The following is an 18,926-nucleotide window of genomic DNA, read 5'->3' as shown; positions in this document are numbered from 1 at the left end:
CCAGATGTGGAAGCCCGGTAACGGGTGGAGCTGACTGGTACTAATAGGCCGAGGGCTTGTCCTCAGTTGCTCGCGTCCACTGTGTTAGTTCTGAAATAACGAACAGCTGTGATGACAGCCAGCGTTCAAATTTCATAGTGTTTCGGTGGTCATAGCGTTAGGGAAACGCCCGGTTACATTCCGAACCCGGAAGCTAAGCCTTTCAGCGCCGATGGTACTGCAGGGGGGACCCTGTGGGAGAGTAGGACGCCGCCGAACAACCCGCCCTTTTAGCTCAGTCGGTAGAGCGTCTCCATGGTAAGGAGAAGGTCAACGGTTCGATTCCGTTAAAGGGCTCCAAAGAAAAGGCCCCCGCCTCATGGCGGGGGCCTTTTTGCGTTTCCGGGGGTTCGCTCTTCCGCTGGACGGGCGGGCTGCAGCACACCTCTCTAAGATGAGCGGCAAGGGTGGACAAGGCACGACCGGCGGTTTCGAGGCGCTCCTTGAGGGGCGCCCGGCAGGTCTGGGAGGCGTGATGACCGTACCCTCTGACGCGGCACCGCAGCACACGCAGAGCGACCCCGAAGACGTCCTCAAGCAGGTCGGAAGTACCTGGCACTGGGCACTCGGCTTCGCCCTAGCGACCCTGATCCCCGGCATCCTGGTACTCGTCTGGCCCGACGAGACGCTGCACATCCTGGCCGTCATCATCGGTCTGCAGCTCCTGGTGGCGGGTGTCTTCCGTTTCGTCACGGCCTTCTCGCACAGCAGCGACGGCGGCGGCAGACTGGCCGCCGTCCTGGTCTCCATGCTGGCGTTCCTGGCGGGCGTCCTGGTTCTGCGGCATCCGATGCAGACGATCGGCGCGCTGTCCCTGATCCTCGGGGTGTTCTGGCTGCTGTCCGGAGTGCTCACGGCATTCACCGCGATCACAGATCGTGCGCAGCCGCACCGGGGCCTGCTCTTCGGCCTGGGCGTTCTGGGGACCGTCGCCGGAATCGTCGTGCTCTGCTTCCCGGTGGATTCCGCGGTCGCGCTGACACGGCTGCTGGGACTCTGGCTCGTCCTGCTGGGCGTGTTCGAAGTCGTGATGGCCTTCGCGCTGCGCTCCGCCGCCCGCCACATGCGGCCCGACTAGTCGCCCTCGCGCTGGTGGGGGACGCGGAAGGCCAGGATGGCCATGTCGTCCGAGGCGGGTTCGGCCGCGAAGCGTTCCACCGCGCGCAGGACGCGGGCGGCGACGGCGCCGGCGGTCAGGCCCGTGCAGGTGGTGAGGACCTCCGTGAGGCCGTCGTCGCCCAGCATGCGGGTGCCCTCGCGGCGTTCCGTCACGCCGTCCGTGACGCACAGGAGGACGTCGCCCGGGTCCAGGGTGAGGGTCTGCTCGTAGAGGTCGAGGTCGTCGATCACGCCGAGCAGGGGCTGCGGGTCCGCGGCCGGGGTGACCCGGCCGTCCGGGCGCAGCCGGAGCGGCAGCGGGTGGCCGGCGCAGACGACCTTCATCAGGGCGCCGCCGTCCGGCTGGGGGTGGAGCTCGCCGTACAGGAGGGTGAGGAAGCGGCTGCGGGCGCCCTCGTCGAGGATGGCCGCGTTGAGCCGCTCCAGTACCGCGGGACCGCCGAGGCCCTCGCGGGCGAGGAGGCGCAGGGCGTGCCGGGCCAGGCCCGTGACGGCGGCGGCCTCGGGGCCCGTACCGCAGACGTCGCCGATGGCGAAGCCGTACGCCCCGTCGCGGATCGGGAAGACGTCGTAGAAGTCGCCGCCCACCTCGTTGCCCTCGCCGGCAGCGCGGTAGATGACCTCGACCTCCATGCCGGGGATGGCGGGGGAGCCGGGCGGGAGCAGGCTGCGCTGCAGGGAGCGGCTGATGGCGGTGCGCTCGGAGTAGAGGCGGGCGTTGTCGAGGGCGAGGGCGGCCCGGCGTGAGAGGTCCTCGGCGAGTTCGAGGATCTCCTGGCGGAAGTGCTCCTCGGACGGCTTGCCGAGGGTGAGCATGCCGATCACGCGGTTGCGGGCCAGGAGGGGGAGGACGACGGTCTCCCCGCCGACCGCCGAGGTCGTCGCGGGCCAGGGGCGGGCGCCGGCCTCGCGGACCGGTTCGGGCGGGCTGACACGGGAGAGCAGGGCCTTGAGGCCGTCGATGCGTTCCTCGTCCTCGTGCAGGACGTACGAGAGGTACGGATCGGAGGACTGGTCGGCGATGGTGTAGACGGCGCACCACGTGGCGAGGGTCGGGACGGTCATCTGGGCCATGAGGGCCAGGGTCTGGTCCCGGTCGAGGGTGCCGGCGAGCAGGTCGGAGGCCTCGACGAGGAAGGACAGGGAGCCGCGGCGCAGGCGTTCGAGCTCGCCGAGGCGGGCGGATTCCACGGCCAGGGCGATGCGGTCCGCGGCGAACTGGAGGCGCAGGGCCTCGGCGTTCGAGTAGCGGCCGGGGTTCTCGGTGGCGACGCCGAGCGAACCGGTGAGCCGGCCCTCGACCTTGAGCGGGACGGTGATCACCGAGCGCATGCCGGTGGCCTCGAGGAGCGGAACGGCTCCCGGGACGGCGGCGAGGTCGTCGTGGACGGCGGGCATGCGGGCGGAGCCGTACCGGTTGGTGCCGGCCTCGACGGGGACTCGGGCGAAGCGCTGGCGCGTGGAGGGGAGCCCGGTGGTGGCGCGGACCTCGAGCTCCGTCTCGTCGTCGGTGGCCAGCAGCAGGAAGGCGGCGTCGGCGTCGAGCATGTCGCGGGCGCGTTCGACGGTGCGCTGGAGGAGTCCGTCGAGGTCGTCGGGGGCGGGGGAGCCGATGAAGACCTCGAAGGGGTCCGCGGGACGGGGCTCGGTGAGCTGGAGGCTGTCGGAGGGCGCCACCCGCACGGGGGTCTGGAGCAGGGCCCGCTCGTCGTCGTGGACCAGCAGGCAGACGATGGAGGGCTCTCCGTGGGCATCGCGGACCCGCAGGTGGGAGGCGTACACGGGGATCACGCGGCCGTCGGCGCCGCGGATGCCGTAGCTGCCCTCCCAGCGGGACAGGCGCAGGGCCTCGGCGATGCCGGTGCCGGTGCCGGGGGTCTGGGGCCAGGCGGCGAGCTCGGCGAGGGGGCGGCCGACGACCTTCTCGGCGGAGTAGCCGAAGACGTGCTCGGCGTCCTCGTTCCAGGCGGAGATGGAGTCGGAGGCGTCGATCTGGAGGACGGCGACGCGGACCCGGCTGTCGGCGAGCGGGAGGAGCCGGTCCGGGACGACGGGGCCGGCGGAGCGGGTACCGACCGGACGGTCTGGCAGGTCGAGCCGGAACCACACGTGTTTGTGGGTGGCGGTGTACTCGACGCCCCAGCGGGTGGCGAGGGCGGCGCAGAGCATCAGCCCGCGGCCGTTCTCGCGGTCGGGGTCGGCGTAGGGGCGCTCGCCGGGGTGCTGGAGCGGGAGCTCGCGCTCCGGGTACCGGTCGGCGATCTCGACCCGCACGCCGTCCCCGGAGCGCAGGCACAGGACCTCGGCCTTGGTGCCGGCGTGGACCACGGCGTTGGTGACGAGCTCGCTGGTGAGGACCACGGCGTCGTCGACGATGTCCGCGAAGCCCCAGCCCTGGAGGGTGTCGCGGACGAACGCGCGGGCCGCGGCGACCGAGCGCCCGAGGGGGTCGAAGCTGGCAGCCGCCCGAGCCGTGATCACGAGTCTCCTTCGACGCGGTTGGACATCGGATGCCAGGTTACTTACCTTCGCGGTCGGCTTGGTGCCGTCGTCAGGGATTCCACCCGCAGGGTGCGGCCGGTGTGCGATGGTGCCGGAGTGTTATGGCCGGGTTCGGCCAGGGTGAAACACTGGGCAGGATCGGATAGCCGGGCGTGCGACTCGCCGGGTGTCGGTGGAACAGCGGTCGACCCTTTCGGGAGGGACACGGTGGAGTCTGGCGCAGCGGTGCGGCGTACGGGAACGCGCCCGAAAGGCGGGAGGTCCCGCCGGAACGGCACGACGGAAGTCGATACCGCCGCCCTGAACCGGCTGCTCACGGCCCTGGTGTCGATGCGGGACGGGAATTTCCGCAAGCGGCTGACGGTGTCCGGCGAGGGCGTGATGGCGGAGATCGCCGCCGTCTACAACGAGGTCGCCGACCGCAATCTCCATCTGACGGGAGAGCTCTCCCGGGTGCGGCGGATGGTGGGCCGCGAGGGGAAGCTGAGCGAACGGCTGGAAACAGGTGCCTGCGAGGGCTCCTGGGCGGCCGCGATCGATGCCTCGAACCAGCTGGTGGACGATCTGGCCCGGCCGGTGTCCGAGGTGGGCCGGGTGCTGTCGGCGGTCGCCGAGGGTGATCTGGACCAGCGGATGGACCTGCGGACGCAGACGGCGGACGGGTCCGGGCATCCGCTGCGCGGTGAGTTCCTGAAGGTCGGGCGTACGGTCAACAACCTGGTCGACCAGCTGTCCGCGTTCACCGACGAGGTGACGCGCGTGGCGCTGGAGGTGGGTACCGAGGGCAAGCTCGGCGGTCAGGCCCAAGTGCGCGGAATGTCGGGTTCTTGGAAGGATCTGACCGACTCCGTCAACACGATGGCGTACCGGCTCACCGCTCAGGTGCGTGACATCGCTCTCGTCACGACGGCGGTCGCGAAGGGCGATCTGTCGCGCAAGGTCACGGTGCACGTGGCCGGTGAGATGCTCCAGCTGAAGAACACCGTGAACACGATGGTGGACCAGCTGTCGTCGTTCTCCTCGGAGGTGACGAGGGTCGCCCGTGAGGTGGGTACCGAGGGTGAGCTCGGCGGCCAGGCGAAGGTGCCCGGGGTCGCGGGTGTGTGGAAGGACCTGACCGACTCCGTCAACACGATGGCGGGCAACCTGACGGCCCAGGTGCGCGGGATCGCACAGGTCACGACGGCTGTCGCCAACGGTGATCTGTCGCAGAAGGTACGGGTCAGCGCGCGCGGCGAGGTGGCGCAGCTGGCCGAAACGATCAATCAGATGACGGAGACCCTGCGGACCTTCGCGGACGAGGTCACGCGTGTGGCGAGCGAGGTCGGGGCGAAGGGTCTGCTCGGCGGTCAGGCGCAGGTGCCGGGTGCGGCGGGTACGTGGAAGGACCTCACCGATTCGGTGAACACGGTCTTCCGCAACCTCACCACGCAGGTGCGTGACATCGCGCAGGTGACGACCGCCGTGGCCAACGGCGACCTGTCGCAGAAGGTCACGGTCGACGTGGCCGGCGAGATGCTGGAGTTGAAGAACACCGTCAACACGATGGTGGACCAGCTCCAGTCCTTCGGTGCGGAAGTGACGCGAGTGGCCCGTGAGGTCGGCGTCGAGGGTGAGCTGGGCGGTCAGGCGCAGGTGCCGGGTGCGGCGGGTACGTGGAAGGACCTCACCGATTCGGTGAACACCGCCTTCCGCAACCTCACCGGCCAGGTGCGCAACATCGCGCAGGTGACGACGGCGGTGGCCAACGGAGACCTGTCGCAGAAGGTCACCGTGGACGTCTCGGGCGAGATGCTCCAGCTGAAGAACACCGTGAACACGATGGTGGACCAGCTGTCGAGCTTCGCCGACCAGGTCACGCGGATGGCGCGGGACGTGGGTACGGAGGGCCGCCTGGGCGGTCAGGCCCGGGTGGAGGGGGTGTCCGGGACGTGGAAGGAGCTCACCGACTCCGTCAACTTCATGGCCGGCAACCTGACCTCCCAGGTGCGCCAGATCGCGCAGGTGACGACGGCGGTGGCCCGTGGTGACCTGTCGCAGAAGATCGACGTGGATGCGCGCGGCGAGATCCTGGAGCTGAAGAACACCATCAACACGATGGTCGACCAGCTCTCGGCGTTCGCCGAGCAGGTGACCCGGGTGGCCCGGGACGTGGGTACGGAGGGCCGGCTCGGCGGTCAGGCGCAGGTGCCCGGGGTGGCCGGCGTCTGGCGCGACCTGACCGATTCCGTGAACGGCATGGCCGGGAACCTGACCTCTCAGGTGCGCAACATCGCGCAGGTCGCGACGGCGGTGGCCCGTGGTGACCTGTCGCAGAAGATCGACGTGGATGCGCGCGGCGAGATCCTGGAGCTGAAGAACACCCTCAACACGATGGTGGACCAGCTCTCGAACTTCGCGGAGCAGGTGACCCGGGTGGCCCGCGAGGTGGGCACCGAGGGCATCCTGGGCGGCCAGGCGGAGGTGAAGGGGGTCTCCGGCACCTGGAAGGACCTCACCCAGTCCGTCAACTTCATGGCGAACAACCTGACCTCTCAGGTGCGCAACATCGCCGAGGTGACGACGGCGGTCGCCATGGGCGATCTTTCCAAGAAGATCACCGTGGACGCCAAGGGCGAGATCCTCGAGCTGGTCACGACCGTCAACACGATGGTCGACCAGCTGTCCTCGTTCGCGGAGCAGGTGACGCGGGTGGCCCGCGAGGTGGGTTCCGAGGGCATCCTCGGCGGCCAGGCCCGGGTGCGCGGGGTGACGGGCATCTGGAAGGACCTGACCGACAACGTCAACCTGATGGCCAACAACCTGACCTCGCAGGTGCGCAACATCTCGCAGGTCTCGGCGGCGGTCGCCAACGGTGATCTGACGAAGAAGGTCACGGTCGAGGCGCGCGGCGAGGTCGCGCAGCTCGCCGACACGGTCAACACGATGGTCAAGACCCTGTCCTCGTTCGCCGACGAGGTGACGCGAGTCGCCCGCGAGGTGGGTACGGAGGGCAGGCTCGGCGGTCAGGCGCACGTGCCGGGGGTCTCCGGGACGTGGAAGGACCTCACCGATTCGGTGAACTTCATGGCCTCGAACCTCACCGGCCAGGTGCGGCAGATCGCCATGGTCACGACCGCCATCGCCAAGGGCGACATGACCAAGAAGATCGATATCGATGCCCGCGGCGAGATCCTGGAGCTCAAGACCACGATCAACACGATGGTCGACCAGCTGTCGTCGTTCGCCGACCAGGTCACGCGGGTGGCCCGCGAGGTGGGTACCGAGGGGATCCTGGGCGGCCAGGCGCGGGTCCGCGACGTGGACGGCACCTGGCGCGACCTCACGGAGTCCGTGAACGAGATGGCCGGGAACCTCACCCGGCAGGTCCGCGCGATCGCGGCCGTGGCCACCGCGGTGACCCGCGGCGATCTCAACCTGAAGATCGACGTGGACGCGGCGGGCGAGATCCAGGTCCTCCAGGACAACATCAACACGATGATCGCGAACCTGCGCGACACCACCTTGGCCAACAAGGAGCAGGACTGGCTGAAGGGCAACCTCGCCCGGATCTCCGCCCTGATGCAGGGCCGCCGCGAGCTGGACGACGTGGCTTCGCTGATCATGAGCGAGCTGACCCCGGTGGTCTCGGCCCAGCACGGGGCGTTCTTCCTGGCGCTTCCGTCGGGCGGTACCACCGAGATCGGGACCGAGGGCGGTCCCGACGGTGCGTACGAGCTGCGGATGCGCGGGAGTTACGCGTACGCGGGCGGTCAGATGCCCACCTCCTTCCGGCCGGGGGAGGGGCTGATCGGGACCGTCGCCGAGGAGAAGCGGACGATCCTCGTCGAGAACACCCCGCCCGGCTACCTGAAGATCTCCTCGGGGCTCGGGGAGGCGCCGCCGGCGCATGTGATCGTGCTGCCGGTGCTGTTCGAGGGGAAGGTGCTCGGCGTCATCGAGCTGGCGTCCTTCCAGCCGTTCACGCAGATCCAGAAGGACTTCCTGAGCCAGATCGCCGAGATGATCGGCACGAGCGTCAACACGATCAGCGTCAACTCCAAGACGGAGATGCTGCTCAAGCAGTCGCAGGAGATGACCGAGCAGCTGCGCGAGCGGTCCGACGAGCTGGAGAACCGGCAGAAGGCGCTCCAGGCGGCCAACGCCGAACTGGAGGAGAAGGCCGAGCTGCTGGCCCAGCAGAACCGGGACATCGAGGTGAAGAACACCGAGATCGAGGAGGCCCGGCAGGTCCTAGAGGAGCGCGCCGAGCAGCTCGCGGTCTCGATGCGCTACAAGTCCGAGTTCCTGGCGAACATGTCGCACGAGCTGCGTACGCCGCTCAACTCGCTGCTGATCCTGGCCAAGCTGCTCGCCGACAACGCGGACGAGAACCTGTCGCCGAAGCAGGTGGAGTTCGCGGAGACCATCCACGGTGCGGGCTCCGACCTGTTGCAGCTGATCAACGACATCCTGGACCTGTCGAAGGTCGAGGCGGGGAAGATGGACGTCTCGCCGACCCGGATCGCGCTGGTCCAGCTCGTGGACTACGTGGAGGCCACGTTCCGGCCGCTGACCGCGGAGAAGGGCCTGGACTTCTCGGTGCGGGTCTCCCCGGAGCTGCCCGCGACGCTGCACACGGACGAGCAGCGCCTCCTGCAGGTGCTGCGCAACCTGCTGTCGAACGCGGTGAAGTTCACCGACACCGGGGCGGTGGAGCTGGTGATCCGGCCCGCGGGGTCGGACGTGCCGACGGCGATCCGGGAGCAGTTGCTGGAGGCCGGTTCGCTGCGGGAGGCGGACGGGGACCTGATCGCGTTCTCGGTGACGGACACCGGGATCGGGATCGCGGCGAGCAAGATGCTGGTGATCTTCGAGGCGTTCAAGCAGGCCGACGGGACCACGAGCAGGAAGTACGGCGGTACGGGCCTGGGCCTGTCCATCAGCCGGGAGATCGCCCGGCTGCTGGGCGGGGAGATCCACGCGGCGAGCGAGCCCGGCCGCGGGTCCACGTTCACCCTGTACCTGCCGCTGCACCCGAGCGAGCTGCCGCCGCAGGGGTACGCGCCGCCCACGCCCGGCGGCGGGCGCGGCGAGGTGTACCGCAGGCAGGTCGAGGGGCCGCGGCCCGCGCTGCCGGCGACCCCGGCGGCGCCCGTCGCCCAGGTCCAGCCGCAGCACGTACGGCCCGGGGCGGCGGCCGCCGAGACGGCCGGTCAGGGGCAGGGCGGCGCTGCGCTGTTCCGGCGACGGCGCAAGGCGCTGAGCGACCTGGAGCCGCGTACGGCGGTGCCGGGGCAGCCGAACGCGCAGGGGTCCGAGGACGGTTGGGCCAATCCGGAAGAGGAGCTTCCGGTGGTGCCCCGGACGTATGACTTCCACGGTGAGAAGGTGCTCATCGTGGACGACGACGTCCGGAACGTCTTCGCGCTCACTAGTGTGCTGGAGCAGCACGGGCTGGCCGTGCTGTACGCGGAGAACGGCCGGGAGGGCATCGAAGTCCTGGAGCAGCACGACGATGTGACCGTCGTGCTGATGGACATCATGATGCCCGAGATGGACGGGTACGCGACGACCTCGGCGATCCGGCGGATGCCGCAGTTCGCCGGGTTGCCGATCATCGCGCTGACGGCGAAGGCGATGAAGGGGGACCGGGAGAAGGCGATCGATTCCGGCGCCTCCGACTATGTCACCAAGCCGGTCGACCCGGACTATCTGCTGTCGGTGATGGAGCAGTGGATGCGCGGCAAGTGATCGACTGCGGAGCGCTCTGATACCAATTGCTGACTGACTGTGGCGAAAACGGTGTGGAAGGGCGGGAGACGGGGAACCTTCTGCTCTCCCACACCGTTTCTGCTTCGTGCACAGTGACATCTTGGTGACAGGGTGTGGCGATCTCGGGACTGGGGCTACGATGACCGGCACAAGGGCGGACGGCGTAAGGATGTCGTCCTCTTCTGGGGCGGGGCCCGGCGTACAGGCCGGTGCCAGGAGCCGGGGAGGCCCCATGCCGGGGCGAGGAGGACAGGGCATGGTGCAGAAGGCCAAGATCCTCCTGGTCGATGACCGGCCGGAGAATCTGCTGGCGCTGGAGGCCATCCTCTCCGCGCTCGATCAGACACTGGTCCGGGCGTCGTCGGGGGAGGAAGCGCTCAAGGCGCTGCTGACGGACGATTTCGCGGTCATCCTGCTGGATGTGCAGATGCCCGGGATGGATGGATTCGAGACGGCCGCGCACATCAAGCGGCGTGAACGGACCCGGGACATCCCGATCATCTTCCTCACCGCGATCAACCACGGTCCGCACCACACGTTCCGCGGCTACGCCGCCGGCGCGGTGGACTACATCTCCAAGCCCTTCGACCCGTGGGTGCTGCGGGCCAAGGTCTCGGTGTTCGTGGAGCTGTACACCAAGAACTGCCAGCTCAGGGAGCAGGCGGCGCTGCTGCGGCTCCAGCTGGAGGGCAGCGGCTCGGGCGGCGACAGCAAGGAGACGGCCGGCCTGCTGGCCGAGCTCTCCGCACGCCTCGCGGCGGTCGAGGAACAGGCCGAGGCGCTGACCAAGCAGCTCGGCGAGGAATCGGCCGATGCCGCGGTCGTGGCGACCGCGGCCCATCTGGAGCGCAAGCTCACCGGTCTGCGGCGGGCGCTCGATGCGCTCGAGCCCGGCACCGGCGGGGGAGCGCCGGTGCTGCCCGCGCAGAACTGACCGCTCCGCGGGCCGGTGTACGGGCCGCCGTACGCAGCGCCGTACCGGCCCGTCCGGGCGGACGCCAGGTCTGGCGGTGCGTCAAAGCACCGACACGGCACGCGACACGAACGGGTGAAGGGGTGGGCACGCGTGTCCACCGGCGCGCGCACCGGTAACCTCGGCCCCATGGCCTCACGTACGTCCGGCAAGGGTTCCCAGAGCACTGCGGGCACCGCGAAGGGCCGCAGCGGCCGGACGACGGCGCCGGCGAAGAAGGCGGCCCCCGCCCGCAAGCCCGCCGCGAAGAAAGCCGCGGCGCCCCGGCGCGCGCCCGTCAAGAAGGTGGCGCCCAAGCCCGCGCCGTCCCCGACCGGGGGCGTGGTGCGGCTGGTGCGCGCCGTGTGGCTGGGCTGTGCGCACGCGGTCGGCGCGGTGTTCCGCGGGATCGGCCAGGGGGCCAAGAACCTCGACCCCGCCCATCGCAAGGACGGCGTCGCGCTGCTGCTGCTCGCCCTCGCGCTGATCGTCGCCGCCGGTACCTGGTCGAACCTGAGCGGCCCCGTCGGGGATCTGGTCACCATGCTGGTCACCGGCGCCTTCGGGCGACTGGATCTGCTCGTGCCGATCCTGCTCGGCGTCATGGCGGTACGTTTCATCCGCCATCCCGAACAGCCCGACGCCAACGGCAGGATCGGTGTCGGCCTCTCCGCGCTCGTCATCGGTGTGCTCGGCCTCGTGCACATCGCCTGCGGGGCCCCGGGCCGGGACGAGGGCACCACGGCCATGCAGAACGCGGGCGGGCTGATCGGCTGGGGCGCCTCGAAGCCGCTGATCTTCACCATGGGTGCGCCGCTGGCCGTGCCGATGCTCGTGCTGCTCACGATCTTCGGGCTGCTCGTGGTCACGGCGACCCCGGTGAACGCGATCCCGCAGCGGCTGCGGCGGCTCGGCATCCGGCTCGGGATCATCGCCCCGAACGAATACGACGAGGGCTTCGGGGAGGACGGCGCCGCCGGCCGGCACGACCCCGAGCAGTGGCGGGCCCGCTCCGGCGCCGCCGACTCCGGTGATCCTGCCGACCTCGCCGATTCCGCCGACACCGCCGAGGAGCAGGCCCTCGCCCGGCGGCGGCGCCCGCGGCGGACCCCGGCCCGGCCGGCCCGCGACCGGGAGATGGACGCCGTCGACGTGGCCGCGGCGGCCGCCGCCGCGCTGGACGGGGTGGTCTACGGCGGGATGCCGCCGTCCCCGCTGGTGGCCGACCTGACGCACGGCATCGCCGCCGACCGCGCGGGCGCGGAGATCACCGCTCCGGTGCCGCCCGCCCGTGAAGAGCGGCCCGCGGCCGCCGCCCCGGAACCGGCCGAGGCGCCGCACGACACCACCGCCGCGGCTTCCGGGACCCTGTCCGTGCCGGACCTCACCAAAGCCCCTCCGCCGACCCAGCCGCTGCCGCCCCGCGCCGAGCAGCTCCAGCTGCGCGGGGACATCACGTACGCACTGCCCTCGCTCGACCTGCTGGAGAAGGGCGGGCCCGGCAAGACCCGCAGTGCCGCCAACGACGCCGTGGTCGCCTCGCTGCGCAACGTGTTCACCGAGTTCAAGGTCGACGCGGACGTGACCGGCTTCACCCGGGGGCCGACGGTCACCCGGTACGAGGTCACCCTGGGCGCGGCGGTCAAGGTCGAGCGCATCACCGCGCTGACCAAGAACATCGCGTACGCCGTGGCCTCGCCGGACGTCCGGATCATCAGCCCGATCCCGGGGAAGTCGGCGGTCGGCATCGAGATCCCGAACACCGACCGCGAGATGGTCAACCTGGGGGACGTGCTCCGCCTGGCGGACGCCGCCGAGGACGACCACCCGATGCTCGTGGCGCTCGGCAAGGACGTCGAGGGCGGCTACGTCATGGCCAACCTCGCGAAGATGCCGCACGTGCTCGTCGCCGGCGCCACCGGCTCCGGAAAGTCCTCGTGCATCAACTGCCTGATCACCTCGGTGATGGTGCGGGCCACCCCGGAGGACGTCCGGATGGTGCTCGTCGACCCCAAGCGGGTGGAGCTGACGGCGTACGAGGGCATCCCGCACCTGATCACGCCGATCATCACCAACCCCAAGCGGGCCGCCGAGGCGCTCCAGTGGGTGGTGCGCGAGATGGACCTGCGCTACGACGACCTGGCCGCCTTCGGCTACCGCCACATCGACGACTTCAACCAGGCCATCCGGGACGGCAAGATCAAGCTGCCGCCGGGCAGCGAGCGGGAGCTCAGCCCGTACCCGTACCTGCTCGTGATCGTCGACGAGCTCGCCGACCTGATGATGGTCGCCCCGCGCGACGTCGAGGACTCGATCGTCCGGATCACCCAGCTGGCCCGCGCGGCCGGCATCCACCTGGTGCTCGCCACCCAGCGGCCCTCGGTGGACGTGGTCACCGGTCTGATCAAGGCGAACGTGCCCTCGCGGCTCGCGTTCGCCACCTCCTCGCTCGCCGACAGCCGGGTCATCCTCGACCAGCCGGGCGCCGAGAAGCTGATCGGCAAGGGTGACGGGCTGTTCCTGCCGATGGGGGCGAACAAGCCGGTCCGCCTCCAGGGCGCCTTCGTCACCGAGGACGAGATCGCCGGGATCGTGCAGCACTGCAAGGACCAGATGGCGCCCGTCTTCCGGGACGACGTCACCGTCGGGCAGAAGCAGAAGAAGGAGATCGACGAGGAGATCGGCGACGACCTGGACCTGCTGTGCCAGGCGGCCGAGCTGGTGGTCTCCACCCAGTTCGGGTCGACCTCGATGCTCCAGCGCAAGCTCCGCGTGGGCTTCGCGAAGGCCGGGCGGCTCATGGACCTGATGGAGTCGCGGGGGATCGTCGGCCCGAGCGAGGGGTCGAAGGCGCGCGACGTGCTGGTGAAGGCGGACGAGCTGGACGGGGTCCTCGCCGTCATCCGAGGAGAGACCCAACCGTAATTCGTGGGCGGGCAACCGTTTCCCTTGGGTCCGCGTCAAGTTGAGGGAGGTGGCGGTACCGCACCCGGTGCCGGTCCGCCGCAGCACCCGGACTTCCTGCACTGTTCGGATTGCCATTCGGATGGCGTAGGAAGTCCACCCTCCGGTTGCTCCACCCTTTCGTCACCCCCCTAGACTGGACATCCAGCAGGTGGCTACACGCTCGAAAGGCGCCCTCGTGTCCATCGGCAACTCCAACTCCCCCGAAGATGAGCGGCCTTCGACCGACGACCGGTCCGAGGACCGCATCATCGAACCCACAGTCGAAGGACCGTCCATCGGGACGGCCCTGAAGAAGGCCCGGATCGCCGCCGGGCTCACTGTCGACGAGGTCAGTTCCACCACCCGCGTGCGCATCCCGATCGTGCACGCGATCGAAGCTGACGATTTCACGCGGTGCGGCGGCGACGTCTACGCCCGCGGTCACATCCGTACGCTCGCCCGCGCCGTCCACCTCGATCCGGAACCCCTGGTCGAGGCCTACGACGCCGCCCACGGCGGCCGGCCGGCACCCACGCCCGCCGCGCCGATGTTCGATGCCGAGCGGATCCGTCCCGAGCGGCAGCGGCCCAACTGGACCGCGGCCATGGTCGCCGCCATCGTCGCCGTCATCGGCTTCGTGGGCTTCACCGCCTTCGGCGGCGGCGACGCGAAGGACAAGCGGCCGGTGGCGGAAGGTTCCGCCTCCCCGCAGGCCGCACCCAAGCAGTCGGCCGGCAAGCCGGCCGCCCAGCCCCCGCAGACCCCGAAGGCGCCCCAGCCGGAGCCCTCGGACAGTGCCATCGCCGCCGCGCCCAAGGACCTCGTCACGGTCGTCCTGACGGCCAACGAGGGCGAGAGCTGGATCTCCGCGAAGGACCACAGCGGCCGGCTGCTGTTCGACGGAACGCTGACGCCGGGCCAGTCCAAGACCTTCACGGACAAGGAATCCATCGACCTCGTCCTCGGCGACGCCGGGGTCGTGAAGCTCTTCGTGAACGGCAAGGAGATCAAGGACGATTTCCAGCCCGGTCAGGTGGAACGCCTCACATACACCAAGGACGACCCCCGCCAGGGAGCCGCACAGGCGGGCTGATATGGCGCTGAATCCGTGATTCCGGGTCCCCGGGGTGCTGCGCCGCACTCCGGGGATCTTGGTTTACCGGGACTTGGGGCAGGGGTCGGCGTTTGGACAAAGTAGTCTTGAGTCCATGCCCGAACGCCGTACCGTCGCCCTTGTCACTCTTGGCTGCGCCCGTAACGAGGTGGACTCGGAGGAGCTCGCAGGCCGCTTGGCGGCGGATGGCTGGGAGCTCGTCGAGGACGCCGCCGATGCGGACGTAGCCGTCGTCAACACCTGCGGCTTCGTCGAAGCCGCCAAAAAGGACTCCGTAGACGCCCTGCTGGAAGCCAACGATCTCAAGGATCACGGCAAGACCCAGGCCGTCGTCGCCGTCGGCTGCATGGCCGAGCGCTACGGCAAGGAGCTCGCCGAGGCGCTCCCCGAGGCCGACGGCGTGCTCGGCTTCGACGACTACGCCGACATCTCCGACCGCCTGCAGACCATCCTCAACGGCGGCATCCACGCCTCCCACACCCCGCGCGACCGGCGCAAGCTGCTCCCGATCAGCCCCGCGGCCCGCCAGGACACCGAGGTGGCACTGCCCGGCCACGCGCAGTCGGCGCCCGCCGAGGAACCGGCCGAAGCCCCCGCAGACCTGCCGGACGGGGTCGCGCCCGCCTCCGGGCCGCGCGCACCGCTGCGCCGCCGCCTGGACAAGAGCCCGGTCGCCTCGGTCAAGCTCGCCTCCGGCTGCGACCGCCGCTGCTCCTTCTGCGCCATCCCGTCGTTCCGCGGCTCCTTCATCTCCCGCCGCCCCAGCGACGTGCTGGGCGAGACGCGCTGGCTCGCCGAGCAGGGCGTCAAGGAGATCATGCTGGTCTCCGAGAACAACACCTCGTACGGCAAGGACCTCGGCGACATCCGCCTGCTGGAGACCCTGCTGCCCGAGCTGGCCGAGGTGGACGGCATCGAGCGCGTCCGCGTCAGCTACCTCCAGCCCGCCGAGATGCGGCCCGGCCTGATCGACGTGCTGACCTCGACCCCCAAGGTCGTGCCGTACTTCGACCTGTCCTTCCAGCACTCGGCGCCCGACGTGCTGCGCGCCATGCGCCGCTTCGGTGACACCGACCGGTTCCTGGAACTGCTGGACACCATCCGCAGCAAGGCCCCGCAGGCCGGCGTCCGGTCCAACTTCATCGTCGGCTTCCCCGGCGAGAAGGAGTCGGACTTCGCCGAGCTGGAGCGGTTCCTCACCCACGCGCGCCTCGACGCGATCGGCGTCTTCGGCTACTCCGACGAGGACGGCACCGAGGCCGTCACGTACGACGGCAAGCTGGACGAGGACACGATCGCCGAGCGGCTCGCCCACATGCAGCGGCTCGCCGAGGAACTCACCTCGCAGCGCGCGGAGGAGCGGATCGGAGAGACCCTGGAGGTACTCGTCGAGTCCGTCGAGGCGGTCGACGACGAGGGTGACGGCGCCTACGGGCGTGCCGCGCACCAGGCCCCCGAGACCGACGGCCAGGTCGTCTTCACGGACAGCACCGGCCTGGTGCCCGGCCGTATCGTGACCGCCAAGGTGGTCGGCACGCTGGGCGTGGACCTGGTGGCCGAGCCCCTGCATCTCGAGGAGGCGGCCGGATGACCGGAGTCCCGGCATCTGCGGCGGGCGGGACCGGCCGCCGGCCCGCGCCCGGCGCGAAGCTGGGGGCTGCGGCGGTCGATCAGGCCAGCCTGTGGAACATCGCCAACATCCTGACGATGATCCGGCTCGTCCTGGTGCCGGGATTCGTGTTGCTCCTCCTCGCCGACGGCGGGTACGACCCGGTGTGGCGCGCGTGGGCCTGGGCCGCGTTCGCCGTCGCCATGATCACGGACATCTTCGACGGGCACCTGGCCCGTACGTACAACCTGGTCACGGACTTCGGGAAGATCGCCGACCCCATCGCCGACAAGGCGATCATGGGGTCGGCTTTGATCTGTCTCTCCTGGCTGGGTGACCTGCCCTGGTGGGTGACCGGGCTGATCCTCGGGCGGGAACTCGGGATCACGCTCATGCGTTTCTGGGTCATCAGGTACGGAGTGATTCCCGCCAGCCGGGGCGGCAAGCTCAAGACCCTGGCCCAGGGGACGGCGGTGGGAATGTACGTGCTCGCCCTGACCGGGGCGCTGGCGACCATGCGCTTCTGGGTGATGGCGGTCGCCGTCGTGCTGACGTTGGTCACCGGTTTGGATTACATCCGTCAGGCCGTGGTGCTGCGGCGCAAGGGTCTGGCCGCGGAGCAGGCCGCAAGGTGACACAACCGGTGGGGGGATCTCCGGTGGCCGGTGGGGCCGCTCCGGACGTCGCGGGGGCGGCGGCCGGGACCGGGGGCACTGCCGCGATCGCCGCGGAGGTGCTGCGTCTGCTTGCGGAGAGTGACCAGACCCTCGCCGTCGCCGAGTCGCTGACGGGCGGGATGGTCGCCGCGGAGCTCACGGCCGTTGCCGGGGCCTCACGGTCCTTCCGCGGTTCGGTCACGGCGTACGCGACGGAGCTGAAGCACCGGCTCCTGGGGGTGGACGCCGACCTGCTGGCCGCCGAAGGCGCGGTGAACGCGCAGGTCGCGGCCGAGATGGCGGCCGGGGTACGGCGCGTGCTGGGGGCTTCGTGGGGGATCGCGACCACCGGGGTGGCCGGCCCGGACCCGCAGGACGGACAGCCGGTGGGCACCGTTTTCATCGCCGTGGCGGGTCCGATGGGCAGGAAAACCGTCCCGCTGAGGTTGAACGGCTCCCGTACGGAAATCCGTAGGGAGAGTGCACGGACAGTGCTCGAACTGCTCTCGAGCGAACTCCGCGAGAATGTGCGGGGGCAGGATACGGAACAGAACGGGGGGATTTGATGTTTGCAGCCCTGAGTGAACACGACATAGCTCCCCGCACGGCCGCGGCGCGAGGCGGTACGGTGGGGCGTGAAGGATGCGGCTACACGGTCAGAGGAGGGAGCCACCGATGATTCTGCTCCGTCGCCTGCTGGGTGACGTGCTGCGTCGGCAGCGCCAGCGCCAGGGCCGTACTCTGCGCGAAGTCTCCTCGTCCGCCCGAGTTTCTCTCGGCTATCTTTCCGAGGTGGAGCGGGGGCAGAAGGAGGCATCCTCCGAGCTGCTCTCCGCGATCTGCGACGCGTTGGACGTACGGATGTCCGAGCTGATGCGCGAAGTCAGTGACGAGCTGTCGCTGGCTGAGCTGGCGCAGTCGGCCGCGGCAAGCGAACCGGTGACGGTGCCGGTCCGCCCGATGCTCAATTCGGTCTCCGTGACTTCGGTCGCGGGTGGCCCGGAGCGGGTGACCATCAAGGCGCCTGCGGAAGCGGTGAATGTCGTAGCCGCGTGAGCTCGATGCGCGAGCTGTGAAGAAATGAGCGTGGCCGGAGCCCCGGTCGGTGCGTGATGCACCGGCCGGGGCTCCTTGCCGTGCTGTTCTGGGTGCGGGGGCGGAGGGGTTGCGGGACGATGGTCCCGTCCGGGTCCCCGGCCGCTGGGAGGTAGCCGTGCGGCGGTTACTGATACCCCTCGCGCTGGCGATGGGCCTGCTGTGGTGGTGGGCCGTGCTGCGGCTGGCGCTGGCGCCGGGCGAGTCGGGGCCGGTGGAGGGCGCGGTGGCCGTGGGCGGCTGGGGGCTGGGCCTGCTTCCGGTGCACTGCACGCCGCGGCCCGTGCGCAGTGCCCGGCGGGCGGCGGGCGACGTCGCGTCCGATGGTGCGGCGGCCGGCCGGGCGGCTACCAGGGCATCGACACTCCCCCGTTCGGGCGGAGGATCTGGCCCGTCATGAAGGACGAGGCGTCCGAAGCGAGGTAGAGCACGGCCTGGGCGATGTCCTCGGGCTCGCCGACGCGGCGCAGGGGGGACATCCGGACCATCGCGGCCTCGGTCTGCTCCTGGACCTCGGGGCTGTGCCGGCCGGTCATCGGGGTGCGGATCCAGCCCGGGGCGACGGCGTTGACGCGGATGCCGTGGGGGCCGGCCTCGGTGGCGAGGGTCCTGGTGAGCTGGACGACGGCGGCCTTGGCGGCGCTGTAGCAGAGCAGGCCGGGCTGGGCGGCGTCCACGGCGCCGGAGGCCATGGTGACGATCGAGCCGGGGCGGCCGGCCGCGATCATGGCGCGGGCCGCCTCCTGGCAGGTGCGCAGGACCCCTTTGAAGTTGATGTCCAGGACCCGGTCGAGGTCCTCGTCGGCCGTCTCCAGGACGCTGCTGGTGTGTATGATCCCGGCGATGGCGGCGGTGATGTCGAGCGGTCCGGCGGCTGCGACGGCGGCGCGCAGGGCGGCGCGGTCGGTGACGTCGAGGGGGTGGACGGTGGCGGATCCGCCGGCCTTGGCGACCAGGTCCGCCGTCTCGGCGAGGCCGGGCCCGTCGCGGTCCGCGCAGTGCACGGCGGCGCCCGCCTCGGCGAGGAGGACGGCGGTGGCGCGGCCTATGCCGCTCGCGGCGCCGGTGATCAGGGCGGTCCGGCCGGTGAGGTCGTACGGGGCTCTGGGTGTGGGCATGCCGGGACCGTACGACCGGATC

At 70.3% G+C, this 18,926-nt stretch carries 12 protein-coding genes, 1 tRNA gene and 1 rRNA gene; 12 read left to right on the top strand and 2 right to left on the bottom strand.

Annotated elements, in window-relative coordinates:
• The first annotated feature begins 141 nt into the window (after positions 1 to 141).
• The 3 genes from rrf (at position 142) to ACFYXK_RS09495 (ending at position 1,117) form a co-directional block, all read left to right on the top strand.
• Positions 142 to 258: ribosomal RNA gene (gene rrf / locus ACFYXK_RS09505) — 5S ribosomal RNA — on the top strand.
• Between the two features lie 5 nt (positions 259 to 263).
• A tRNA-Thr gene (locus ACFYXK_RS09500) sits at positions 264 to 339 on the top strand.
• Between the two features lie 175 nt (positions 340 to 514).
• Positions 515 to 1,117: an HdeD family acid-resistance protein gene (locus ACFYXK_RS09495; protein ID WP_389410549.1), complete on the top strand. Its 603-nt coding sequence runs from the start codon at positions 515 to 517 to the stop codon at positions 1,115 to 1,117.
• On the opposite strand, the gene ACFYXK_RS09490 is transcribed toward ACFYXK_RS09495, so the two are convergent.
• Complete coding sequence (locus ACFYXK_RS09490) at positions 1,114 to 3,639, bottom strand: SpoIIE family protein phosphatase (protein ID WP_389410548.1); 2,526 nt, start codon at positions 3,637 to 3,639, stop codon at positions 1,114 to 1,116. The two genes, ACFYXK_RS09495 and ACFYXK_RS09490, sit on opposite strands and share 4 nt — an antisense overlap.
• Positions 3,640 to 3,867: 228 nt before the next feature.
• Between ACFYXK_RS09490 and ACFYXK_RS09485 the strand changes: the two genes are divergently transcribed.
• From ACFYXK_RS09485 to ACFYXK_RS09445, 9 genes are all read left to right on the top strand, one after another.
• On the top strand, positions 3,868 to 9,393 hold the full coding sequence (locus tag ACFYXK_RS09485) for a HAMP domain-containing protein (protein ID WP_389410547.1): 5,526 nt from the start codon (positions 3,868 to 3,870) through the stop codon (positions 9,391 to 9,393).
• A gap of 277 nt (positions 9,394 to 9,670) precedes the next feature.
• Positions 9,671 to 10,348, top strand: a complete 678-nt coding sequence (locus ACFYXK_RS09480) for a two-component system response regulator (protein WP_383509703.1) — start codon at positions 9,671 to 9,673, stop codon at positions 10,346 to 10,348.
• 168 nt (positions 10,349 to 10,516) lie between these two features.
• Entirely contained in the window at positions 10,517 to 13,291 is a 2,775-nt protein-coding gene (locus ACFYXK_RS09475) for a DNA translocase FtsK (RefSeq protein WP_389410546.1), read from the top strand.
• Positions 13,292 to 13,508: 217 nt separating this feature from the next.
• Positions 13,509 to 14,405 (top strand): RodZ domain-containing protein, encoded by an 897-nt coding sequence (locus ACFYXK_RS09470; protein ID WP_389410565.1) that lies wholly within the window; start codon positions 13,509 to 13,511, stop codon positions 14,403 to 14,405.
• 115 nt (positions 14,406 to 14,520) lie between these two features.
• Positions 14,521 to 16,017: a 30S ribosomal protein S12 methylthiotransferase RimO gene (rimO, locus tag ACFYXK_RS09465; protein WP_383509694.1), complete on the top strand. Its 1,497-nt coding sequence runs from the start codon at positions 14,521 to 14,523 to the stop codon at positions 16,015 to 16,017.
• Entirely contained in the window at positions 16,014 to 16,670 is a 657-nt protein-coding gene (gene pgsA, locus ACFYXK_RS09460) for a CDP-diacylglycerol--glycerol-3-phosphate 3-phosphatidyltransferase (protein WP_266636184.1), read from the top strand. The genes rimO and pgsA overlap by 4 nt, the downstream gene beginning before the upstream one ends.
• 86 nt (positions 16,671 to 16,756) lie before the next feature.
• Positions 16,757 to 17,257: a CinA family protein gene (locus ACFYXK_RS09455; protein ID WP_389410564.1), complete on the top strand. Its 501-nt coding sequence runs from the start codon at positions 16,757 to 16,759 to the stop codon at positions 17,255 to 17,257.
• 109 nt (positions 17,258 to 17,366) lie between these two features.
• Positions 17,367 to 17,747, top strand: coding sequence for a helix-turn-helix domain-containing protein (locus ACFYXK_RS09450; protein WP_030301503.1), 381 nt, complete (start codon positions 17,367 to 17,369; stop codon positions 17,745 to 17,747).
• A 190-nt stretch (positions 17,748 to 17,937) separates the two neighbouring features.
• Positions 17,938 to 18,186: a hypothetical protein gene (locus ACFYXK_RS09445; protein ID WP_389410563.1), complete on the top strand. Its 249-nt coding sequence runs from the start codon at positions 17,938 to 17,940 to the stop codon at positions 18,184 to 18,186.
• Here the strand turns inward: ACFYXK_RS09445 and ACFYXK_RS09440 are convergent.
• Positions 18,134 to 18,904 carry an SDR family NAD(P)-dependent oxidoreductase gene (locus ACFYXK_RS09440; protein ID WP_389410545.1) on the bottom strand — a complete coding sequence of 257 codons (771 nt, stop codon included), beginning with the start codon at positions 18,902 to 18,904 and terminating at the stop codon, positions 18,134 to 18,136. The two genes, ACFYXK_RS09445 and ACFYXK_RS09440, sit on opposite strands and share 53 nt — an antisense overlap.
• Between the last annotated feature and the right edge of the window lie 22 nt (positions 18,905 to 18,926).

Origin of the sequence: Streptomyces sp. NPDC002209, assembly GCF_042890265.1 — a bacterium.
Classification (GTDB): Bacteria; Actinomycetota; Actinomycetes; order Streptomycetales; family Streptomycetaceae; genus Streptomyces.
The sequence above is the reverse complement of the archived record's forward strand: the minus strand, read 5'-3'. Positions and strand labels throughout refer to the sequence as shown.

Excerpts from the sequence above, each read along its gene's own strand:
- ACFYXK_RS09495 (WP_389410549.1), top strand. The coding sequence starts at position 515 with ATGACCGTACCCTCTGACGCGGCACCGCAGCACACGCAGAGCGACCCC.
- ACFYXK_RS09480 (WP_383509703.1), top strand. The coding sequence starts at position 9,671 with ATGGTGCAGAAGGCCAAGATCCTCCTGGTCGATGACCGGCCGGAGAAT.
- ACFYXK_RS09475 (WP_389410546.1), top strand. The coding sequence starts at position 10,517 with ATGGCCTCACGTACGTCCGGCAAGGGTTCCCAGAGCACTGCGGGCACC.
- rimO (WP_383509694.1), top strand. The coding sequence starts at position 14,521 with ATGCCCGAACGCCGTACCGTCGCCCTTGTCACTCTTGGCTGCGCCCGT.
- pgsA (WP_266636184.1), top strand. The coding sequence starts at position 16,014 with ATGACCGGAGTCCCGGCATCTGCGGCGGGCGGGACCGGCCGCCGGCCC.
- ACFYXK_RS09450 (WP_030301503.1), top strand. The coding sequence starts at position 17,367 with ATGATTCTGCTCCGTCGCCTGCTGGGTGACGTGCTGCGTCGGCAGCGC.
- ACFYXK_RS09445 (WP_389410563.1), top strand. The coding sequence starts at position 17,938 with ATGGGCCTGCTGTGGTGGTGGGCCGTGCTGCGGCTGGCGCTGGCGCCG.
- ACFYXK_RS09440 (WP_389410545.1), bottom strand. The coding sequence starts at position 18,904 with ATGCCCACACCCAGAGCCCCGTACGACCTCACCGGCCGGACCGCCCTG.